This window comes from Sulfitobacter sp. F26204 (assembly GCF_026410305.1).
Taxonomy (GTDB): domain Bacteria; phylum Pseudomonadota; class Alphaproteobacteria; order Rhodobacterales; family Rhodobacteraceae; genus Sulfitobacter.
In genome coordinates, this window is record NZ_JAPMLQ010000002.1 from 323,544 (window position 1) to 343,023 (window position 19,480).

Below are 19,480 nucleotides of genomic sequence, written 5' to 3' on the forward strand. Positions count from 1 at the left end.
ATCGGTGGTGCGCGACTTACCTTTGTAAATCCGCGTTGATTTCTTCTTCGAGGGCTTGCAGGGCCCGGCGTTCGTCGCGCGCCACAATTGCGTCGCGCAATCTGTGTTGCCGTGTTTTACGGGCCTTGAAATCGATCCGTCCCTCGCGCAAAAGGGCCAGCCGGAAACGGCGGGCTTGTCCGTAAAACTGTGCGGTCAGGCCAACCAGGCGTGGTGAGCCACTGGCCGCGACAAGCGACATGACCAATTCGCGGCATGCCTCGTCCCATTCCAGCGCCGTCAGGTCACCTGGGTCCTGTTGAACCGCGCCGTCCGCGTGGCTGACAAGGTGCAATGCTGCGATTACTCGGGATTCCCACGCCATGTCACCTTGTGCCAACGACCGTTTGAGGCCAAGCGTTTCAATCTCGCGTCGCATCAGGATGATGTCGCGCAGATCCTCTTCGGTGGCTGAGGTGACGCGAAAACCACGTTGGTTGGTCGCCTCGACCATGCCTTCGGACGTCAGCATCCTGAGGGTCTCTCGCATGGAATGGTTCGATCCTCCATAGGTCTGACGCAGACCCGCAATCTTGAGCTTTTGGTCGGGCCTGAGCACACTAAAGGAAATATCACGCCGGATCGCTGATGCGAGCATCTCCACCACTGTGTCATCTTCGGTTGTGCGTCTGCCCAGAAACATAGTGTCCATCATTTTCGGAAATGTTGGACATTTTTGTACGCGCTCACAATGTTTAGTCAAGCTGCCAATTCGGACCGGTAGACGCTTGCGGCCCCAGGCTTACCTGGCAGGGATGACTTTCATCGGTGCCGCGGCAGTCAAAGACAGGACAGCAACAGCTTTCTTGTGTTCTCTTTGGTCATCTCCACCGGATTGCCGCCGGTGCTTGGGTCGTTCAGCGCACCCGCAACGATGCGGTCAATGTCAGGGTTTTCGATGCCCAGTTCCGTCAGCGTTCCAGGAATACCCAGGCTTGCGTTCAACGCGTCAACATAGGCGCAAAATCCGTCAAATCCGCCTTCGATATTCAGGTAGCTGGCGGCCTGATCCATACGATCAGTGATGGCCGAGCGGTTGAACTGCAAAACAGCAGGCATGCAGACAGCGTTGGTCGTTCCGTGATGGGTGTGGTGGATCGCGCCAATAGGGTGCGACAGGGCGTGGATTGCGCCAAGCCCCTTTTGGAACGCGGTGGCACCCATCGCCGCAGCGGACATCATATGGGCGCGTGCCTCTAGATCGGTTCCATCGGCAAAGGCACGGGGCAGGTAGTCCTTGACCAGGCGCATACCTTCCAGGGCGATACCCTGCGACATCGGATGGTAATGCGGTGAACAGAAGGCTTCGACGCAATGGGCAAAAGCGTCCAGACCGGTGCCCGCAGTGATAAATGCAGGCATGCCGACGGTGAGTTCTGGATCACAGATCACGATCGTCGGCATGAACTTGGGGTGAAAAATGATCTTTTTCTCTTGGGTGAGCGAGTTGGTGATGACACTGGCGCGGCCAACTTCCGATCCTGTTCCAGCAGTGGTCGGTACAGCTACAATCGGGGCAATGGCCTCCGCATCGGCACGGGTCCACCAGTCGCCGATGTCCTCGAAATCCCACAGCGGGCGGGTTTGTCCAGCAAGGAAAGCGACCAGTTTGCCAAGGTCGAGACCGGAGCCGCCACCAAATGCGATCACACCATCATGACCGCCGTCGTTATAGGCTTTCACCCCCGCTTCGGCGTTTTTCTCGTTCGGATTCGGGTCCACATCCGCAAAGATGGCGCGGCCCAGGCCTGCGGTCTCCAGCAGATCAAGCGTGCGGTTGGTGATCTCCATCGTGGCTAGCCCGCGGTCCGTGACCAGCAGAGGATTACTGATACCGGCGGCGGCGCAGGCATCGGCAATTTCAGAAATGCGGCCAGCGCCAAAACGGATGGCGGTGGGGTAGGACCAGTTTGCAGTGATGCTCATGGGATCAGGCCTTCTTGAGGTGGTATGATTTGGGGCGGGTCAGGTTGTGATAGCCAATGACGGACAAACCGCCGCCGCGTCCTGTATCCTTGCACCCCGTCCAGCACAGTGCCGGATCAAGATAATCGGCGCGGTTCTGAAAGACGGTACCGGTTTCAATCTGATCTCCGATACGTTCTGCACGGGCGGAATCCGATGTCCAGATCGAAGCAGTCAGGCCAAAGGCGCTGTCGTTCATCAGTGCGACGGCTTCCGCGTCGTCCTTGACCGGCATGATGCCGACAACCGGACCGAAACTCTCTTCACGCATCACACGCATGTCATGGGTCACCTCCGTCAGAATTTGCGGCATGAGGTAGGCACCACCGTCCTGGGGGAACAGCGCAGGGTCGATATGTGCTGTCGCACCTGCCGCAATCGCTTCGGCAGTCTGGGCGCGGACATCATCGGCAAAACGCACCTGTGCCATCGGACCCAGGGTGGTTTCCGGATCCAGTGGATTGCCCAGTTTATAGGAACTGACAATCGAAACAGCCTTGGCAACGAAAGCGTCAAAGTGTTGTTCCGCTACATAGATCCTTTCGATGCCGCAGCAGCATTGACCGGAATTGAACATCGCACCGTCGATCAGGGTTTCTGCGGCCGCGTCAATATCCGCGTCATCACAGACATAGCCGGGATCTTTGCCGCCCAGTTCAAGACCAACTCCGGTAAAGGTGCCGGCTGCCGCCTGTTCGATGGTGCGGCCACCGCCAACGGAACCGGTAAAGTTAACATACCCAAAAGATTTCGCAGCGATCAAATCCGTGGTGGTCTGGTGATCCAGAAAGACATTCTGAAAAACATCCTCGGGCACGCCTGCGGCATAGAAAGCCTGCGCCATACGTTCGCCGACCAAAGGTGTTTGCGAGGCATGTTTCAACAACACGGTGTTACCGGCAATCAAGGCCGGGGCCACAGTATTGATCGCCGTCATATAGGGATAGTTCCAAGGGGCAACGACCAGAACGACACCATGCGGCACCCGTTTGATGATCCGGCGGAACTTGCCGCTGTCTTCTATCTTGATGTTGGCCAGCGCATCCTGGGCAATCTGCGCCATATAGGTGGCCCGTTCCTTGAACCCGCCGAATTCCCCGCCATAGCGAATGGGACGGCCCATCTGATGGGCCAGCTCCGGAACAATCTCTTCGTTCATTTTTCCGATGTTTTCGACACCTGCCATCACCAGGACAGCCCGTTCCTTGACCGTCAGCGCAGACCAGGCCGAAACGGCCTCTTTGGCCGAGGTCACAGCGGCATGGGCGGCATCAGCCGACAAGGGGCTCCGTTCGGCGTAGACCGAACCGTCAATCGGCGAGATACATCTGATCATGAGTTAAGCCCTTTCAAAGCCGCGTGCAATTTCCCAATCCGTCACCGTGCGGTCAAATTCTTCCTGCTCCCATTCGGCAGCGCGGGTGTAATGTGTGATCACGTCATCGCCCATCGCGTCGCGTAGAAAATTGGAATTGCGCAGGGTTTCGGTCGCGGCACGCAGGGTCTGCGGAATGTCCGCCGCCTTGGCGTCCTCATAAACATCGCCGCTGGTGGGGGGGGAGAGTTCCATCTTGTCCTCGATACCCTTGATCCCCGCGGCGAGCATTGCAGCCTGGGCAAGATAGGGATTGAGATCCGAGCCGCCGATACGGCATTCCACCCGCACACCTTTGGAGCCTTCGCCGCACAGACGGAAACCGGCGGTTCGATTATCCACGGACCAGACGGTCTTGGTCGGTGCAAAGGTGCCTTTCGCGAACCGCTTGTAGCTGTTCACATATGGCGCGAGAAAGTAGGTGTAGTCGGGCGCAAAGGCGATAAGACCAGCCATGTACTGGCTCATGATCTCAGATTTCCCAAGGTCCTTTTCTTTATCGTAGAAAACGGGCTGACCGTCTTTCCACAATGACTGATGCACGTGGGACGAACTGCCGACCCTATCCTTGTGCCACTTTGGCAAGAAGGACGCGGCATGGCCTTGCTGCCAGGCAATCTCTTTGACGGCGTGTTTTGCAATCGTGTGATGATCGGCACAATCAAGCGCGTCCGCATATCGAATGTTCAATTCTTCCTGACCGGCCTCTGCCTCGCCCTTGGTATTTTCGATCGGTAACCCGGCAGCAAACAGATGATTGCGGATCGGTCGCATCACATGCTCTTCTTTCGAGGTCTGGAGGATGTGATAATCTTCGTTATACCCACTTATCGGCGTCAAATCCCGAAATCCGCCCCTGCGGATCTCTTCAAAGGATTTTTCGAATAGGAAAAATTCAAGTTCGGTTGCCATCATCGCACCAAAGCCCAGGGAGTTCAGGCGTTTGACCTGTTTTTTCAACATTGCGCGTGGATCGTGAGGCACGGGGGCATGGCTGTGATGGTCCAATATATCGCAAAGTACCATTGCCGTGCTTTCCAGCCATGGCATCGGACGGATGGTTCCCAGATCCGGTGCCATGATGTAATCACCATATCCAGTTTGCCACGAGGTCGAGGCATAGCCATCGGGCGTCGCCATCTCAAGATCGGTGGCCAGCAGGTAATTGCAGCAATGAGTTTCCTTGAACGATGTCTCGACAAAGTTCACCGCGTGAAACCGTTTTCCCATCAGGCGGCCCTGCATATCGACAAAGCAAGCAAGAACAGTGTCGATCTCGCCGGATTTCACCGCTTTTTTCAAAGCGTCAAATGTCATGTTCGCGGTCATAGGAGCCATCCTCAGGGTTGACAAAGCGCCCCCTTGAGGCAGGGGCGCTTCTTGGTTTTGATCGGCAGTTTACTCAAAGTTATAGGGTGCGCCAGCTTGGTTAATTACCCCATTGTACTCTTTGAAAATATTGATGATTTTCTGATGAACCTCACCTTCCTGCGCAACTTCTTCCCAGAACTCCTTGGCGGCATTTTCGACCTCGGCCCATTCTTTCGGGGGCACGGAGCGCAGTTGCATCTTATCGCCGTTCGCGCGCAAGGCGGCCTCGCCGCCCCAATACCATTGGTTTCGATAGGTGTGGCCGGCTTCGGTTCCCGCCATCACCACAGCCTTGAGATGCTCAGGCAGATCGGCCCAGCGTTCCTCATTCACGAACCACGACCCGATCCAGGCACCCGAGATGTTGTTTGTCAGGAAATAGTCGGTCACATTGGCCCAGCCAACGGTGTAATCTTCGGTGATGCCTGACCAGGCCATGCCGTCAAGTTCACCCGTTTGCACGGCAACCTCGGCGTCTTCATAGGGGATGTTTACCGGCACCACACCGAATTTAGACAGGAAACGCCCAGCCGTCGGGAAGGTATAAAGCTTGAGCCCGTCAAGGTCCGCAACGCTGGTGATTTCCTTTTTTGTATTGAAGTTACAGGGATCTTGCCCTGCCGCGGAAATCCATTTCACGCCAACCTTGGCATATTCTTCTTCCCAGATCTCCTTGAGCCCATATTGGTTGAACAGAACCGGGACATCGAGGATGTGTTTCGTTGCAAACGGGAAGTAGCCGCCGAATTGCTGTAGCGGCGTGGGCGATGCCATTGAATCGTCGTCCGAATGTACGCCGTCGATGGTACCGCGTTGCAGGGCCTGGAACAATTCGCCGGTTGGCACGATCTGGTCGGCATAGAACAGTTCGACCTCCAGTTCGCCGTTGGACGCATTGTTGATATAGTCGATCACCGGCTTGGTGACATGCTCGCCCAAGGCGGCACCGGCATAGGTCTGGAACCGCCATTTGATCGCGGTCTGTGCAGTTGCAATGGCAGGTGCCGCGAGTGAGGCCGCGCCACCAAGGGCGGCGGTACGGATAAAGGAACGTCTGGTAGTCATGGTGTTCTCCTTGTCGAATTGAACATTTTGCTCCGTTGTCGGAGTTCTTGGGGTTAATTTCCGTAAATTAGATTGGGCAGCCAGAGAGCGATCTGCGGGAAGAGCATAACCGTTATCAGGGCGAAAATCATGACGAGAACGAAGGGGATGATGGACCGATAGATGTCCTGGATCGAAATCTCGGGGGGGGCCATCGCCCGCATGAGGAACAGATTATAGCCAAACGGCGGTGTCATATAGGCAATTTGACAGGTGATCGTATAAAGGATCCCGTACCAGATCAGATCGAAACCCAACGCCCCCACCAAAGGAACATAGAGAGGGGCGACGATGACCAGCATCGCGGTATCATCCAGGAAGGTCCCCATGATGATAAAGCTGAGTTGCATCAGGATGAGGATCACCCAAGGGTTGAGGTTCAACCGTTCGGTAAACAGGTTCTCGATTGCCTTGACCGCGCCCAGCCCGTCGAACACGGCACCAAAGGCAAGGGCGGCAAGTATGATCCACATGAACATGCAGGTAATGCCAAGGGTGTTGCGTACGGAATTCTCGAATACCACGCGTGTCATTCGGCCTTTGAAAACAGCGGCTGCAAATGCCGCCAGCGCACCGATGGCAGAACTTTCCACCAGCGATGTCCAGCCGTTGACAAAGGGTACCATCATCACGGCAAAGATCACCAGCGGCAGGACCCCGGCCCAGAGCAACCGCAACTTTTCGCCGCGGGGGATGTCGCGCTCTTGCGGTGGCAGCACTGGGCCTAGAGAAGGATTCAGGTGGCAGCGCACCGCGATATAGGCGATGAACATTGCGGACATCAACAGGCCCGGCACCACACCGGCCAGCCACAATTGGCCCACGGGTTGCCGAGCGATCATTGCGTAAAGGACCAGAACGACCGATGGCGGAACAAGGATACCAAGGCTCGATCCCGCCTGGATGACACCTGTGACCATTCGTTTGTCGTAACCGCGTTTCAACAGTTCGGGCAAAGCGATTGTGGCCCCGATTGCCATGCCTGCGACGCTCAGTCCGTTCATCGCGGAAATCAAGACCATCAGGCCGATTGTTCCAATGGCAAGGCCACCCCGCAGCCCCCCCATCCAGACGTGAAACATCTTATACAGATCATCCGCAATCTTGGATTCCGACAGCACATAACCCATGAAGATAAACATGGGCAGCGTCAGCAGGGGATACCATTTCATCAACTTCATCGAAGCTGCAAAACCGATGTCGAAACCGCCCTTGTCCCCCCAGAGCAGCAGCGCTGCGACCACAGCGACAAACCCGATTGCGCCAAATACCCGCTGTCCCGTCAATAGCATCAGCATCATGGTCGAAAACATCAGGGCAGCGATCATTTCATAGGGCATCAGATGTCCTCGCCCTTGAGCCGGAGTACGTCTTTGAACAACTCTGAAATGCACTGCATCAACATCAGGCAGAACCCGAAGATCATCAGCAGCTTGATCGGCCACAGATAGGGACGCCAGACAGATGATGATCGTTCAAGCGTGCCGATTTCCTCGCCGCCGGTGACAACGCCCAACAGGAACGAGAAGGGTTCGCTTTTCCAATACCCCAGTGAATAGGCAGTTGAACTGACGGCACCGTAAATCAGAACGCATAAATAGAAGATCAGAAAGCACACCGTCAGCAGATCAAACCAGGCTTTGCGCCTTACCGACCAATCGCCATAGAGGAGGTCCATGCGCACGTTTGATCCCATCTGGATCGAATAAGGTCCGCCAAGGATGTAGTAGCCGACCATCACAAACTGCGCCATTTCCAGGGTCCAGAGGGTGGGCAGGAAGAATGTCTTGCTGACCGATGACCACAACAGGATTCCCATCAACAGGAATATCCCGTACATCGCCACCCGTCCGACACGATAGTTTAGGGCATCCACGCCGCGAATATATCCGCGCATCACCCCTTGCATGTCGCGGCTCCTTTCATGCTGGAAATGGCCGCGTCCAACCAACCAGCCAGTTCCGCTGCGATGTTGCGCTGGGCCGTTTCGGTTTCAATCAGATCGTTGCGTATTTCGATCATTACATTTGCCCGGTCATGCGCGACACCGTGTTCTTGCAGCATATGTGTCACGCCATCCTGGGGGCCGTAGGGTTCGTTGCGCCTCACTTCGCGATGGGTGTGGTGTGCCGCCGCTGCCAGCATCGCATCCCCAAGGCGGGCATCGCTGTCATGCAGGATACCGATTTCGACTGGACGTTCCTTGCCGTGATAAACGCGGGTAAAGCTGTGGATCGTCACGAGAGTAACGTTCTCCTTGCTTGCCAGAACATCGGCAACGGCCGCATGGAATGGGGTGTAGTAGGTTGTGATACGCGCGCGACGTTCCGCATCGGTCAAGCGCGCGTTGCCGGGGATTTCGAAAACTTCGCTTTTGGATGGCATGGCATCAGGGGCCGTTGTCGCACGGTTGAGGTCATAGACCAGACGCGAGGTACAGGCAGCGACCAGCGGAGCATCGAGGCTTTGTGACAGATGCGTGGCCACGGCCAAGGCACCCGGATCCCATGCCGCGTGGCTGTCACGGGCCAATTGTGACAGGCCCAGGCCGTCAAATCGTGGTGGAATAAAAGCGCTGGCATGTTCACAGACCAGTACAATTCCCGCAGATCCTTTCGGGTTCACTACGTCAAATATCGGCTCGTTTTCTGTTATTTCACCCAGCGACATCGCACCCCCAATATGCACAAAGGTCTTGCCAGAACGAGATTCTGTCAACACAATTGTGAAAAATTTATCACAAACGACTATGTGTTGATAATTTAATAGGCAAACGCTGAGGATTCCATGTCCAATGACCAGCTGACAATCGCAGACCGCATTCAGCAAAAGCTTGAAGGCTTGACACGTGCCGAGCGCCAATTGGCCTTGTCGATCCTCGAGAATTATCCGGCCTCGGGTCTGGGGCCATTGACGGCTTTGGCAAAGGATGCGGATGTTTCGGTGCCAACGGTGGCGCGAATGGTGCAAAAACTGGGCTACAACGGCTATCCCGAATTTCAGGCAGAACTGCGTGAGGAGCTGAAGGCCAAGGCGAAAAACCCAATCGCCAAACATGACACCTGGGCCGAGTCTGCACCGGTGGGTCATATGCTCAACCGCTTTACCGATGCGGTGATCGACAACGTGCGCAATACATTGGGCCAGATTGACCCGGCTGTCTTTGATGCGGCCTGTGCATTGGCAGGTGATCCTGTACGCCATCTTTATATCGTGGGCGGGCGCGTCACCCATACGCTTGCGGAATATCTGTTCCTACATATGCAGGTGATCCGACCCAATCTGACTCATGTGCAGTCGACCTCGAATTCATGGCCGCATTATCTGTTGAATGCACAGGACGGTGACGTTTTCATCATCTTTGATGTGCGCCGGTACGAAAACAACACGCTGAAGCTGGCCAGGATGGCCCATGAACGCGGTGCCAAGATCATCCTGTTCACGGATCAATGGCGATCACCCGTGCAGCAGCTTGCCGATTACAGCTTTTCTGCGCGGATTGTGGTGCCTTCGGCCTGGGATTCCGCAACGACAACCATGTTGCTGATCGAAACAATGATTGCTGCCATTCAGAACCTGCACTGGGAACAAACCAAAGAGAGGATGGAAGAACTGGAAGACATGTTTGATCAGACGCGGCTGTTCCGAAAGTTCACCTAAGGTCGGTTTTCAGGCTTCGGTGGCGATCCTCTGTGCCGACAGGCGGCGCATGATCCGTTGCCGACGCACAAAGGCAATCAGGAAAATCGCAGTCATGATCAGAATGATCGTCGGGGCAGGGGCGGAATCCAGGAAAAAACTCGCGTAGGTGCCCAGCAGCATTGAGATCATGCAGACCAAGACCGACACCCATAACATCTTCTGAAACGTCCGCACCAGGAGGAACGCGATAGCGCCGGGTGCGATCAATAGCCCGATCGCGAGGATCAGCCCCGCCGCTGAAAGCGTCGCGACGATCGTCAGCGATAGCGCGGCCAACATCCCGTAGTGCAGCCAGTTGACCCAAAGCCCCGAAGCCTGGGCCTGCGCGGGATCAAAGCTGTGCAAAAGCCAGTCGCGCCATTTCAGCGCCAGCATGAGGCCGACACCCAGTGAGATCAGCCCCGCGGTCCATAGTTCTGCGGTATCCACGCCCAGCATATTGCCAAACAGGATATGATCCAGATGGGCGTTTGTCTCGATCGACACGTATAACACGATCCCCAGTCCAAACATGCCGGAAAAGACGACACCCATGATTGTATCCTGTTTTACCCGAGAGTTTGTCGCCAGATACCCGGTTGCAACGGCACAGGTCATGCCGGCTGCAAAAGCACCGATGATCAGGGGAAATCCCAGTATATATGCCAATACAATTCCCGGAAGCACCGCATGGCTGACGGCATCGCCCATCAAGGCCCACCCCTTCATCACCAGAAAACATGACAAAAGCGCGGTTGGAACCGAAACAATCATCGAGATCAGGAAAGCGTTCTGCATAAAGGCAAAACGGAACGGCAGCATGAGGGTTTCAATGTCCATCACATGGCTCTTTCTTGCTCTTGCTGGTTCCACCCTGCGCGCAATGCAAGGCGCGCCTTGCGCTTGGCCGCAAGCAATCCATGTTTGGGAGCAAGGATGAAGGCCGTGATAAAGATCAGGGTTTGCAGCACGACGATGATGCCGCCTGTGGCCCCGTCAAGGAAATAGCTGGCATAGGCTCCGATGAAACTGGTGACGGACCCGATAGCAACTGACAATGTGATAAGGCGGGGAAAGCGGTCGCACAGCAGATAGGCGGTGGCACCGGGGGTGACGACAAGGGCAATCACCAGGAATGCACCGACTGTCTGCATCGCCGCGACCACGCAAGCTGAAAGCAGGACAAAGAATACTGCCTTGAGCATGCCGGGCCGCAATCCGATGGTGCGGGCGTGGGTCTCGTCAAAGAAGGTGACCATGAGGTCCTTCCACTTTGCCAGCAAAACAGCCAGTGACACAAATCCGATAATGGCCAGTTGCAACGTATCTTGCGGTGTAATGGCCAGGATGTTTCCCATCGTGATGGTCTGGATCGACACCGACATCGGATTAATCGACACGATGAACAGGCCGAGCCCGAAAAAGGAGGTAAAGATCAAACCGATGATTACATCGACCTTCAAACCAGAGCGTTCGGATAGGAACAGCATTGCGCCAGCCGCCAGCCCCCCTGCGATAAAGGCACCCAAAGCAAAGGGGAGGCCCAGAAGATAGGCACCTGCGACTCCCGGTACGACAGAGTGAGACAATGCGTCACCGATCAACGACCAGCCCTTGAGCATCAGATAGGCCGACAGAAACGCACAGACTCCGCCGACCAATGCAGAAACCCACATGGCGTTGACCATGTAACCATACCCAAAAGGTTGCAGCAGGATCTCGATCATGTTCCCTGATCCGAGCGGTGGGTCTTGTCGTCATATTGCACAAAGGGGCGTTCATCGTCGGTAAAGATCGTGACAGCCCGCGCATCTTCATCATCATGCAAGGTGTCACCGCCAAGCGTTATCTGGCGCAGCACACCGCCAAAGGCCTCTTCCAGATTGCTCCGGGTAAATGTGGTTTCGGTCAACCCATGGGCAAGTACCGTGCCTTTTACAAGGATGGTCCGGTCACAGAATTCGGGGACAGAACCAAGGTTGTGGGTGGAAACCAGCATAACGCGCCCTTCATCGCGCAATTCGCGCAGCAGAGCGACGATCTGTTCTTCGGTCTTGACGTCCACACCGGTAAAGGGTTCGTCCAACAAAATGACCTGACCGTCCTGCGCGAGGGCGCGGGCAAGGAAGACACGCTTACGCTGGCCGCCCGACAATTCACCAATCTGGCGGTGGCGATAGTCCTGCATGTTGACCCGGTGCAGAGCCTGATCAACGGCGTCGTGATCTGACTGCTTCGGGCGGCGGAAGAAACCCATATGGCCATAGCGACCCATCATCACGACATCTTCGACAAGCACAGGAAAATCCCAGTCGACTTCCTCGGCCTGTGGCACATAGGCGACCAGATTGCGCGAAAGAGCGGTTTTCACATCCATGCCAAGAATGCTGATTTCGCCCTGTGCCGTGGGGACAAACCCCATAATGGCCTTGAACAGGGTGGATTTTCCCGCGCCGTTGATGCCCACCAGCGCCGTCACCGTGCCACGCGGAATGTCAAAACTTGCGTTCCAAAGGGCAGTATGCCCGTTGCGGTAGGTCACTGTCAGATCCCGCGCCTTCAGGCCGGCCCCGGCAGTTGTGGTCGCGCCTGGCGATTGATCTTTTTCGTCCAACATCATGGGGTCCTGCCGAATTCAGTTTGTTGCGGCGGTCAAGCCGTTGGTGACGGTACTTGTCGTCACGCGCAGCAGGTCAAGATAGGTCGGTACCGGCCCGTCCGGCCCGGAAAGACTGTCGACATAGAGGACTCCCCCGTAGGCTGCGCCGGTTTCCCGTGCGACCTGTTCGGCCGGGGAGGTGTTGACGGTGCTTTCGCAAAAAACCACCGGTATATCGTTGTCGCGCACCCCGTCGATGACGCTGCGCACCTGTTGCGGCGTCCCGACCTGGTCGGCATTCATTGGCCACAGGTACAACTCTTGCAGGCCCAAATCTCGGGCCAGATAGCTGAACGCGCCTTCACAGGTCACCAGCCAGCGCTTGTCAGCAGGAATCGCTTTCACGGCATCGCGCAGGGGTTCGATCGTGGCGCGCAGCTCAGCTTTGTAGCGGGCGGCGTTGGCAACATAGACCGTCGTATTCTCGGGATCGTTTTCGGCAAAAGCCTTTACGATATTATCAATGTATATCAATGCATTATCCAGCCCCATCCAGGCATGCGGATTGGGCTTGCCCTGATAGCTGCCGGCGGCAATCGAAATGGGGTCGATGCCATCGGTCAGGGTGGCTGCGGGCACTTCAGACATATTTGACAAAAATTGTTCGAACCACAGCTCTAGGTTCATGCCGTTCCACAGGATCAGATCTGCATCATGGGCGCGCACGATGTCTTGTGGTGTCGGCTCATAGCCATGGATTTCCGCGCCGGGTTTTGTGACCGAGACCACCTCGGCGGCATCTCCGGCGACGTTTGCGGCCATGTCGGCCAAGACAGTAAAGGTCGTGACGACTTTCATCTTGTCCTGTGCGGCGGCTGCATCTGCCAGCAGGATGCTCAATATCATTGCCGCCCCTGCCAATCTGGATCGCATTGCCATGTCAATCTCCTCGCTGGGTATCACCTGCGCCTACATGCAAGTCATTCGCAACAATTGTCAATGCTTTTGCGACTTATTCGCATTTAAGGTCTGAAACAGCTATTCTTACGTAGGAAACCGTCGGCCGAACAGATGGGAAAGGCCAGGGTGGGGCAGCAGGCATAGCCCTTGCAGCAGCCTTTGCTGGCCTGTCTTGCTTGACATCGCATTGGTCGTTGGGTCACCTGATGGTAACAATGGAGTATCCCCAATGATGAAAACACGTGCCGCCGTTGCCGTCGAGGCTGGTAAGCCGCTCGAAATTATGGAGGTCAACCTCGAAGGGCCAAAACGTGGCGAGGTCCTGGTTGAAATCAAGGCCACCGGCCTGTGTCACACTGATGAATTTACCCGTTCCGGCGATGATCCCGAAGGCATCTTTCCGGCCATTCTGGGCCATGAGGGCGCTGGGATTGTGTTGGAAGTGGGCGAGGGTGTCACCACACTTGAGCCCGGTGATCACGTGATCCCGCTGTACACGCCAGAGTGCCGCGAATGTGAGTATTGTCTTTCGGGTAAAACCAATCTCTGCCAGAAAATCCGCATCACGCAAGGGCGCGGGCAATTGCCTGATGGTACCACTCGGTTTTCGATGCTGGATGGAACGCCTATCCATCATTACATGGGCTGTTCCACCTTTGCCAATCATACGGTTGTCCCTGAAATCGCACTGGCCAAGGTCCGCAAGGATGCCCCGTTTGACAAGATTTGCTATATCGGTTGTGGCGTCACCACGGGTATCGGTGCCGTGATCAACACAGCCAAGGTCGAGATCGGCGCACGCTGCGTTGTCTTTGGCTTGGGTGGTATCGGCCTTAACGTGATTCAGGGCCTGCGTATGGCAGGGGCGGATCAAATCGTTGGCGTTGACCTGAACGACGACAAGGAAAAAACAGGTCGCTATTTCGGCATGACCGACTTTGTGAACCCGAAAAAGGTTGAGGGCGACATGGTCGAACATCTGGTCGAATTGACGGGTGGCGGTGCAGATTACACCTTTGACGCAACCGGTAACACGACTGTTATGCGTCAGGCCCTCGAAGCCGCCCATAAAGGTTGGGGCGAAAGCATTATCATCGGTGTTGCGGCCGCCGGTGCGGAAATCAGCACACGTCCCTTCCAACTGGTCACAGGCCGTGTCTGGCGCGGAACCGCGTTTGGCGGAGCCAAGGGGCGCACAGACGTGCCGAAAATCGTGGATTGGTACATGAGCGGAAAGATCGAGATCGATCCGATGATCACACACAAGATCAAGTTGGACGAAATCAATGACGGCTTTGCCTTGATGCACAAAGGCGAAGGTATCAGGATTGTCGTCGAATACTGATCGGCCAAAGACGGCCTATTGTGGGCTGACGTAAAGTCCACCTTGTCTATACGTGGCGTGGCCCTAATTTGAACCATAACGTTCAGTTGGGAGCCGCGCCATGAAGTTTACCGTAAACGGAAAAGATCACGAAGTGGAAGTCGAAGACGACATGCCGCTGTTGTGGGTTTTGCGCGATGAACTGGGCATAACCGGGCCGAAATACGGATGCGGCATTGCACAATGCGGGGCCTGTACTGTTCATGTTGACGGTGTTTCCGTACGCTCTTGCCAATTGGCGGCGTCTGATGTGGATGGCGAAATTACCACGATCGAAGGTCTGGGCGGACCCGGTGCGTTGCATGCGGTTCAAGCGGCTTGGGTGGACCATCAGGTCGCGCAATGCGGCTACTGTCAGTCGGGCCAGATCATGCAGGCAGCCTCGTTCCTTGATCTCAATCCAGATCCGACTGACGCTCAGATTGATGCGGCAATGAGCGGTAATCTGTGCCGCTGTGGCACCTATCCGCGTATCCGTGAGGCGGTGAAAACCGCCGCGAACCGATTGAAGGCATCCTGAACCATGAAAACGCTTAAAACGATTGCACGGCGCAGTTTCTTGGTGGGATCGGCCGCCGTTGTCGGGGGGGTGGTCTTTGGCACATATGTGTACAAACGCGACGTCGAAAACCCGCTGGAAGCCGGGCTGGCCGAAGGCGAAGTGACGTTTAATCCCTTTGTGAAGATTGATGCGGATGCAGTCACGCTGATCACGCCACGTGCGGATGTCGGGCAGGGTGCCTATTCGGTTCAGGCCCATCTGATCGCTGAGGAACTGGACGTTGATTTGACACAGGTGCGTATCGAGCCAGGTCCACCATCTGCGGCTTACTACAACGGTGTGGTTGCGGCCGAAGGCATGCCGATCGCGGCGACATCCGACACCTTCCTGGCCCGAACCGGGCGTGGTGCTGCTGATGTGGTGGGCAAAGTGATGGGGCTGCAACTCACCGGCGGATCCAGCACGGTGCCGGATATGTATGACCGGCTGCGCATGGCCGGCGCGGTGGCCCGTGAAACGCTGGTCGCCGCGGCCTCTATGCATACCGGTATTGCTGCACATCAACTGCGCACCGGGGCGGGGGCGGTGATACTGCCCGATGACACGCGGCTGGCCTATACTGATCTGGCTGAAATCGCAGCCGGGACCGATGTTGTTGACAATGTCGTTCTGCGTGATCCCGCGTCCTGGCGGCATCTGGGGCAGCCACATATGCGCACTGATATTCTGGCCAAATCCACCGGCACGCAAGTCTATGGCATTGATATGAAACTGGAGGGGATGGTCTATGCAACGACCCGGACAAACCCCGCGCTCGGCGGGGGTATCCTGGGCTTTGATGCAACTGCAACCGACGCGATGCGTGGCGTCAAGGCGGTCTTGCAGATTACCGGCGGCATCGCAGTAGTCGCAGACAATACCTGGCGGGCATTTCAGGCTGTACAGGCAGTGGAATGCGATTGGGGTCCTTCCCCCTATCCCGGTAGCTCCGCGCAGCAGTTTGCAGCGGTGGCCGCGTCGTTTTCACAAGACCATCAGGACAGTCAGTTCAAGGATGAAGGCGACGTGGAGGCGGCGGTTGAAGCGGCCAGCAATGTGAAACAAGCGGAATACCGCATTCCCTATCTCGCCCATGCGCCGCTTGAGCCAATGAGTGTTGTGGTCAAACTGACGAAGAACCGATTGGATATTTGGACCGGTACGCAGATCCCGCGATTTGTTCAGGATGGAGCCGCAGGCCTGACCGGTCTGGAAAAGGAACAGGTACATGTCCATGCGCTGATGTCCGGGGGCAGCTTCGGGCGCCGTCTGGAAGATGATTACGTCCGGCAAGCGGTGGAAATCGCGATGCAAATGCCCGATGTCGCGATCAAGATGGTCTGGAGCCGCGAAGAGGACATGACCCACGACTTTCCGCGTCCTCTGGCCATCGCCAGGGCGCGCGGCGTTGTTTCAGCGGATGGCGTGCAGGCGTTTGATCTGGCAATTGCGAGCCCTTCGGTGACGGAATCTTCGTTGGGGCGTCTGGGCCAGCCTGCGATCGGTCCGGATGTGGCAATCGTTGCTGGTGCCTGGGACCAGCCCTTTGCGATCCCTAACTACCGTGTCACGGGATACCGAGTGCCTGCAATGGTGCCGGTCAGCTCCTGGCGCTCGGTCGGGGCCTCGGGCAACGGTTTCTTGCATGAAAGCTTTATGGATGAACTTTGTTTCGAGGCAGGGATCGACCCGCTGGCAGAGCGGTTGCGACTGTGCACTCATGACTTGTCACGTGCGGTGCTTGAGGAAGTGGCCCGCATGTCGGATTGGGGCAGTGACCTGGGCCCTGGGCGCGGGCGTGGTCTGGCGTTCACGCTGGCTTTCGGGGTGCCCACGGCACAGGTGGTTGAAGTGAGCGATACCCGGGATGGGATCCGGATTGACAAGGTTTTTGTCGCGGCGGAAGTCGGGCGCCTGCTGGATCCGGTGAACTTTGAAGCGCAGTTGTCAGGCGGAGTGATCTGGGGACTGGGTCATGCGATGAACTGTGAACTTACCTATAAAGACGGGCGCGCGGAACAGGACAATTTCCACGCCTTCGAGGCTATGCGTCTGTATCAAACGCCACAGATTATGGTGCGCGGGTTGGAGAACGGCGACCAGATCCGCGGCATTGGCGAACCGGGTGTCCCGCCTGCGGCACCGGCCCTGGGCAATGCAATCTTTGCCGCGACGGGCATGAGGATCCGGGAACTTCCGTTCTCGAAATCGGTGGACTTTGTATGAGGGGGCTGGTTGTGGCGCTGCTTGTTGCCGGATCAGGCGTTTCGGCTCAGGGCGTGACCCGCGAAGAGGGGCTGGCTGCCTGGAACAGGATCTATGCGGTCGCGTCGCATCCGCGCTGTACGAACTGCCATGTCGGTGCCCAGGAGGTGCCGATGTGGGAGGGGCTGACCTATGGTGCGCAGGCAAGGCATGGCATGGGGGTGAGAGCAGATTCAAGCCGGATCGGGGCAGAGAGCATCCCGTGCCGAACCTGTCATGTGACCGCTGCCAAGCGCGCCGTGCCTGCGCCTTCAGCGCCTCAGATCGAAGAGGCCTGGCGCCTGCCACCCGTGGCACTGGACTGGTTGGGAGAGAGCAGTGCCACGCTTTGTGCGCAATTGCGTGATCCGGCGCTGAACGATGGCCATGAGATTGCCGATCTTGTTGCACATCTGACCAGCTCGCCTTTTGTTGCCTGGGGTTTCGCACCGGGAGAGGGGCGATCCAAGCCAGAAGGCAGCGCCGCCGAGATGGCGCAGGATGTGGCCGTGTGGGGTGCGGCGGGAAGCCCTTGTCAATGAAGGGCACCCGGCCGTGAGTGCGGACGGTATATAAGGCCAAAAAGAGTGAGGGTGATGGCGCATCACAAAGATGCCATTGCCTTGAAACAGGTCATTATTTGAAAATATCCGCATAGGTTTCCCGCATGATGTTCTTTTGTACCTTGCCCATCGTATTGCGGGGCAGCGCATCCACAACGACACATTTGCGCGGGCATTTGAAGCGGGCAAGCTGCGTGGCCAAGGTGGCAAGGATGGTTTCAACATCCGGTTCACCGCCTTTGCTGCGGGCAAGCACAGCCACGGGGGCCTCGCCCAGGTCGTCATGAGACACGCCGATCACAGCGGATTCCAGTACATTGGGTTGCTCATCCAGAAGGGTTTCGACTTCTTTTGGATAGATGTTATAGCCTCCTGAAATGATCAGATCCTTGCCGCGCCCTATAATCTGGACATAACCGGCATCGTCGATCAGGCCCAGATCGCCGGTGATGAAATACCCGTCGCTACGTAGTTCGGCCGAAGTCTTGTCAGGCATTTGCCAGTAGCCCTTGAACACGTTCGGGCCACGCACCTCGATCACACCAACCTCACCCTGGGGCAGGGTTGCGCCGGTCTTCGGGTCGGTGATCTTGAGTTCGACATCGGGTAATGGAAAACCAACGGTGCCCGCCCGTCGAAGGCCGTCGTAGGGATTGGACGTGTTCATATTCGTTTCGGTCATGCCATAGCGTTCAAGGATACGGTGGCCAGTGCGGGCTTCGAATGTCTTGTGGGTTTCGGCCAGCAACGGGGCGGAGCCGGAAATGAACAGGCGCATGTTTGCCGTGAGATCCCGCGTGAATTCAGAATGATCCAGCAAGCGCGTATAAAATGTCGGGACGCCCATCAACGTGGTGGCGCGCGGCATGAAGCGGATCAACTGATCCACGTCGAGGCCGGGCAAGAAGATCATGGCCCCCCCCGTCAACAGCATCACGTTTGTTGCTACGAACAATCCGTGTGTGTGAAAGATCGGCAGGGCATGCAGCAGGACATCCTTGTTGGTGAATTGCCACAGACGCGCCAGAGTCTGGGCATTGCTCAACAGGTTTGTTTGCGTCAGCATCGCGCCTTTGGATCGCCCGGTGGTGCCGGATGTGTACAGGAAGGCGGCGAGGTCCTCACCATCGCGTGCAATGGTGTCGAAGACCGTGGGTTTGTCCGCTGCCAGATCGCTGAGGCTGCCGTTACCCGCGGCATCCAGTGTTTCCAGCCGCGCAGACGCGGATGTGGCGACGGGCACAAGACTGCTGGCTTTGGCAGGATCAGCGACAAGCAGTTTCGCACCGGAGTTGGTGACGAAATATTCGATTTCGGCGGGAGTATAGGCCGGATTGAGCGGTAAAAACACCAAACCGGCCTGCACACATGCGCCGTAAAGCGCCAGAGCGTCCACAGATTTGTTGATCTGCAGGGCGACCCGATCCCCCGCAGTCAGGCCGCATTCGGACAGTGCATGCGCCAGTTGCGCGGCGCGGCACAAAAATGCTTCGTGGCTGAGCGTGGAGCCATCAGGCAGATGCAAGAACGTGGTGTCACGCCCCTTATGTTGACCAAAAAGGGTATCATAAAGTGGGTTCGCCATGTCACGTCCTTTGTCAGGTATTCTATCGGGTAATGTGAGGCATGACGTAGATGGGGTAAAGGGGCCGGT

The 19,480-nt window shown here is 56.7% G+C and carries 18 protein-coding genes; 5 read left to right on the forward strand and 13 right to left on the reverse strand.

The window, feature by feature from the left end; all coding sequences use genetic code 11:
• Positions 1 to 16 precede the first annotated feature (16 nt).
• The 8 genes from OS190_RS05525 to OS190_RS05560 form a co-directional block, all read right to left on the reverse strand.
• Complete coding sequence (locus OS190_RS05525) at positions 17 to 682, reverse strand: GntR family transcriptional regulator (protein WP_267157667.1); 666 nt, start codon at positions 680 to 682, stop codon at positions 17 to 19.
• A 137-nt stretch (positions 683 to 819) separates the two neighbouring features.
• On the reverse strand, positions 820 to 1,965 hold the full coding sequence (locus OS190_RS05530; RefSeq protein WP_267157668.1) for an iron-containing alcohol dehydrogenase: 1,146 nt from the start codon (positions 1,963 to 1,965) through the stop codon (positions 820 to 822).
• 4 nt (positions 1,966 to 1,969) lie between these two features.
• Positions 1,970 to 3,340 carry an aldehyde dehydrogenase family protein gene (locus OS190_RS05535; protein WP_267157669.1) on the reverse strand — a complete coding sequence of 457 codons (1,371 nt, stop codon included), beginning with the start codon at positions 3,338 to 3,340 and terminating at the stop codon, positions 1,970 to 1,972.
• A gap of 3 nt (positions 3,341 to 3,343) precedes the next feature.
• Positions 3,344 to 4,708: a glutamine synthetase family protein gene (locus OS190_RS05540; RefSeq protein ID WP_267157670.1), complete on the reverse strand. Its 1,365-nt coding sequence runs from the start codon at positions 4,706 to 4,708 to the stop codon at positions 3,344 to 3,346.
• Positions 4,709 to 4,777: 69 nt separating this feature from the next.
• Positions 4,778 to 5,815, reverse strand: coding sequence for a TRAP transporter substrate-binding protein (locus OS190_RS05545; RefSeq protein ID WP_267157671.1), 1,038 nt, complete (start codon positions 5,813 to 5,815; stop codon positions 4,778 to 4,780).
• A 53-nt stretch (positions 5,816 to 5,868) separates the two neighbouring features.
• Positions 5,869 to 7,194, reverse strand: coding sequence for a TRAP transporter large permease (locus OS190_RS05550; protein ID WP_267157672.1), 1,326 nt, complete (start codon positions 7,192 to 7,194; stop codon positions 5,869 to 5,871).
• Positions 7,194 to 7,763 carry a TRAP transporter small permease subunit gene (locus OS190_RS05555; protein ID WP_267157673.1) on the reverse strand — a complete coding sequence of 190 codons (570 nt, stop codon included), beginning with the start codon at positions 7,761 to 7,763 and terminating at the stop codon, positions 7,194 to 7,196. Before OS190_RS05555 ends, OS190_RS05550 begins: the two co-directional genes overlap by 1 nt.
• Positions 7,751 to 8,524, reverse strand: coding sequence for an N-formylglutamate amidohydrolase (locus tag OS190_RS05560; RefSeq protein WP_267157674.1), 774 nt, complete (start codon positions 8,522 to 8,524; stop codon positions 7,751 to 7,753). Before OS190_RS05560 ends, OS190_RS05555 begins: the two co-directional genes overlap by 13 nt.
• A gap of 117 nt (positions 8,525 to 8,641) precedes the next feature.
• Here OS190_RS05560 and OS190_RS05565 point away from each other — a divergent pair, with 117 nt between their 5' ends.
• Positions 8,642 to 9,514, forward strand: coding sequence for a MurR/RpiR family transcriptional regulator (locus OS190_RS05565; RefSeq protein ID WP_267157675.1), 873 nt, complete (start codon positions 8,642 to 8,644; stop codon positions 9,512 to 9,514).
• A 9-nt stretch (positions 9,515 to 9,523) separates the two neighbouring features.
• On the opposite strand, the gene OS190_RS05570 is transcribed toward OS190_RS05565, so the two are convergent.
• From OS190_RS05570 to OS190_RS05585, 4 genes are read right to left on the reverse strand one after another with little or no spacing between them, the layout of a single operon-like run.
• Positions 9,524 to 10,375, reverse strand: coding sequence for a metal ABC transporter permease (locus OS190_RS05570; RefSeq protein WP_267157676.1), 852 nt, complete (start codon positions 10,373 to 10,375; stop codon positions 9,524 to 9,526).
• Positions 10,375 to 11,262, reverse strand: coding sequence for a metal ABC transporter permease (locus OS190_RS05575; protein WP_267157677.1), 888 nt, complete (start codon positions 11,260 to 11,262; stop codon positions 10,375 to 10,377). Before OS190_RS05575 ends, OS190_RS05570 begins: the two co-directional genes overlap by 1 nt.
• Positions 11,259 to 12,152 (reverse strand): manganese/iron ABC transporter ATP-binding protein, encoded by an 894-nt coding sequence (locus OS190_RS05580; RefSeq protein WP_267157678.1) that lies wholly within the window; start codon positions 12,150 to 12,152, stop codon positions 11,259 to 11,261. The genes OS190_RS05575 and OS190_RS05580 overlap by 4 nt, the downstream gene beginning before the upstream one ends.
• An 18-nt stretch (positions 12,153 to 12,170) precedes the next feature.
• A complete protein-coding gene (locus OS190_RS05585; RefSeq protein ID WP_416237384.1) occupies positions 12,171 to 13,067 on the reverse strand; it encodes a metal ABC transporter substrate-binding protein in 897 nt (298 codons plus the stop codon).
• A 259-nt stretch (positions 13,068 to 13,326) separates the two neighbouring features.
• Between OS190_RS05585 and OS190_RS05590 the strand changes: the two genes are divergently transcribed.
• From OS190_RS05590 to OS190_RS05605, 4 genes are all read left to right on the forward strand, one after another.
• The gene (locus tag OS190_RS05590; protein WP_267158305.1) at positions 13,327 to 14,439 is read left to right on the forward strand and encodes an S-(hydroxymethyl)glutathione dehydrogenase/class III alcohol dehydrogenase; all 1,113 of its coding nucleotides are present in this window, start codon (positions 13,327 to 13,329) and stop codon (positions 14,437 to 14,439) included.
• A gap of 100 nt (positions 14,440 to 14,539) precedes the next feature.
• On the forward strand, positions 14,540 to 14,998 hold the full coding sequence (locus tag OS190_RS05595; protein WP_267157679.1) for a (2Fe-2S)-binding protein: 459 nt from the start codon (positions 14,540 to 14,542) through the stop codon (positions 14,996 to 14,998).
• Between the two features lie 3 nt (positions 14,999 to 15,001).
• On the forward strand, positions 15,002 to 17,245 hold the full coding sequence (locus tag OS190_RS05600; RefSeq protein WP_267157680.1) for a xanthine dehydrogenase family protein molybdopterin-binding subunit: 2,244 nt from the start codon (positions 15,002 to 15,004) through the stop codon (positions 17,243 to 17,245).
• Entirely contained in the window at positions 17,242 to 17,805 is a 564-nt protein-coding gene (locus OS190_RS05605) for a hypothetical protein (protein ID WP_267157681.1), read from the forward strand. Before OS190_RS05600 ends, OS190_RS05605 begins: the two co-directional genes overlap by 4 nt.
• A gap of 94 nt (positions 17,806 to 17,899) precedes the next feature.
• Here the strand turns inward: OS190_RS05605 and OS190_RS05610 are convergent, their stop codons facing one another.
• Positions 17,900 to 19,411, reverse strand: coding sequence for a malonate--CoA ligase (locus OS190_RS05610; protein WP_267157682.1), 1,512 nt, complete (start codon positions 19,409 to 19,411; stop codon positions 17,900 to 17,902).
• Positions 19,412 to 19,480 lie beyond the last annotated feature (69 nt).

Excerpts from the sequence above, each read along its gene's own strand:
- OS190_RS05525 (WP_267157667.1), bottom strand. The coding sequence starts at position 682 with ATGTTTCTGGGCAGACGCACAACCGAAGATGACACAGTGGTGGAGATG.
- OS190_RS05530 (WP_267157668.1), bottom strand. The coding sequence starts at position 1,965 with ATGAGCATCACTGCAAACTGGTCCTACCCCACCGCCATCCGTTTTGGC.
- OS190_RS05535 (WP_267157669.1), bottom strand. The coding sequence starts at position 3,340 with ATGATCAGATGTATCTCGCCGATTGACGGTTCGGTCTACGCCGAACGG.
- OS190_RS05540 (WP_267157670.1), bottom strand. The coding sequence starts at position 4,708 with ATGACCGCGAACATGACATTTGACGCTTTGAAAAAAGCGGTGAAATCC.
- OS190_RS05545 (WP_267157671.1), bottom strand. The coding sequence starts at position 5,815 with ATGACTACCAGACGTTCCTTTATCCGTACCGCCGCCCTTGGTGGCGCG.
- OS190_RS05550 (WP_267157672.1), bottom strand. The coding sequence starts at position 7,194 with ATGCCCTATGAAATGATCGCTGCCCTGATGTTTTCGACCATGATGCTG.
- OS190_RS05555 (WP_267157673.1), bottom strand. The coding sequence starts at position 7,763 with ATGCAAGGGGTGATGCGCGGATATATTCGCGGCGTGGATGCCCTAAAC.
- OS190_RS05560 (WP_267157674.1), bottom strand. The coding sequence starts at position 8,524 with ATGTCGCTGGGTGAAATAACAGAAAACGAGCCGATATTTGACGTAGTG.
- OS190_RS05565 (WP_267157675.1), top strand. The coding sequence starts at position 8,642 with ATGTCCAATGACCAGCTGACAATCGCAGACCGCATTCAGCAAAAGCTT.
- OS190_RS05570 (WP_267157676.1), bottom strand. The coding sequence starts at position 10,375 with ATGGACATTGAAACCCTCATGCTGCCGTTCCGTTTTGCCTTTATGCAG.
- OS190_RS05575 (WP_267157677.1), bottom strand. The coding sequence starts at position 11,262 with ATGATCGAGATCCTGCTGCAACCTTTTGGGTATGGTTACATGGTCAAC.
- OS190_RS05580 (WP_267157678.1), bottom strand. The coding sequence starts at position 12,152 with ATGTTGGACGAAAAAGATCAATCGCCAGGCGCGACCACAACTGCCGGG.
- OS190_RS05585 (WP_416237384.1), bottom strand. The coding sequence starts at position 13,067 with ATGCGATCCAGATTGGCAGGGGCGGCAATGATATTGAGCATCCTGCTG.
- OS190_RS05590 (WP_267158305.1), top strand. The coding sequence starts at position 13,327 with ATGAAAACACGTGCCGCCGTTGCCGTCGAGGCTGGTAAGCCGCTCGAA.
- OS190_RS05595 (WP_267157679.1), top strand. The coding sequence starts at position 14,540 with ATGAAGTTTACCGTAAACGGAAAAGATCACGAAGTGGAAGTCGAAGAC.
- OS190_RS05600 (WP_267157680.1), top strand. The coding sequence starts at position 15,002 with ATGAAAACGCTTAAAACGATTGCACGGCGCAGTTTCTTGGTGGGATCG.
- OS190_RS05605 (WP_267157681.1), top strand. The coding sequence starts at position 17,242 with ATGAGGGGGCTGGTTGTGGCGCTGCTTGTTGCCGGATCAGGCGTTTCG.
- OS190_RS05610 (WP_267157682.1), bottom strand. The coding sequence starts at position 19,411 with ATGGCGAACCCACTTTATGATACCCTTTTTGGTCAACATAAGGGGCGT.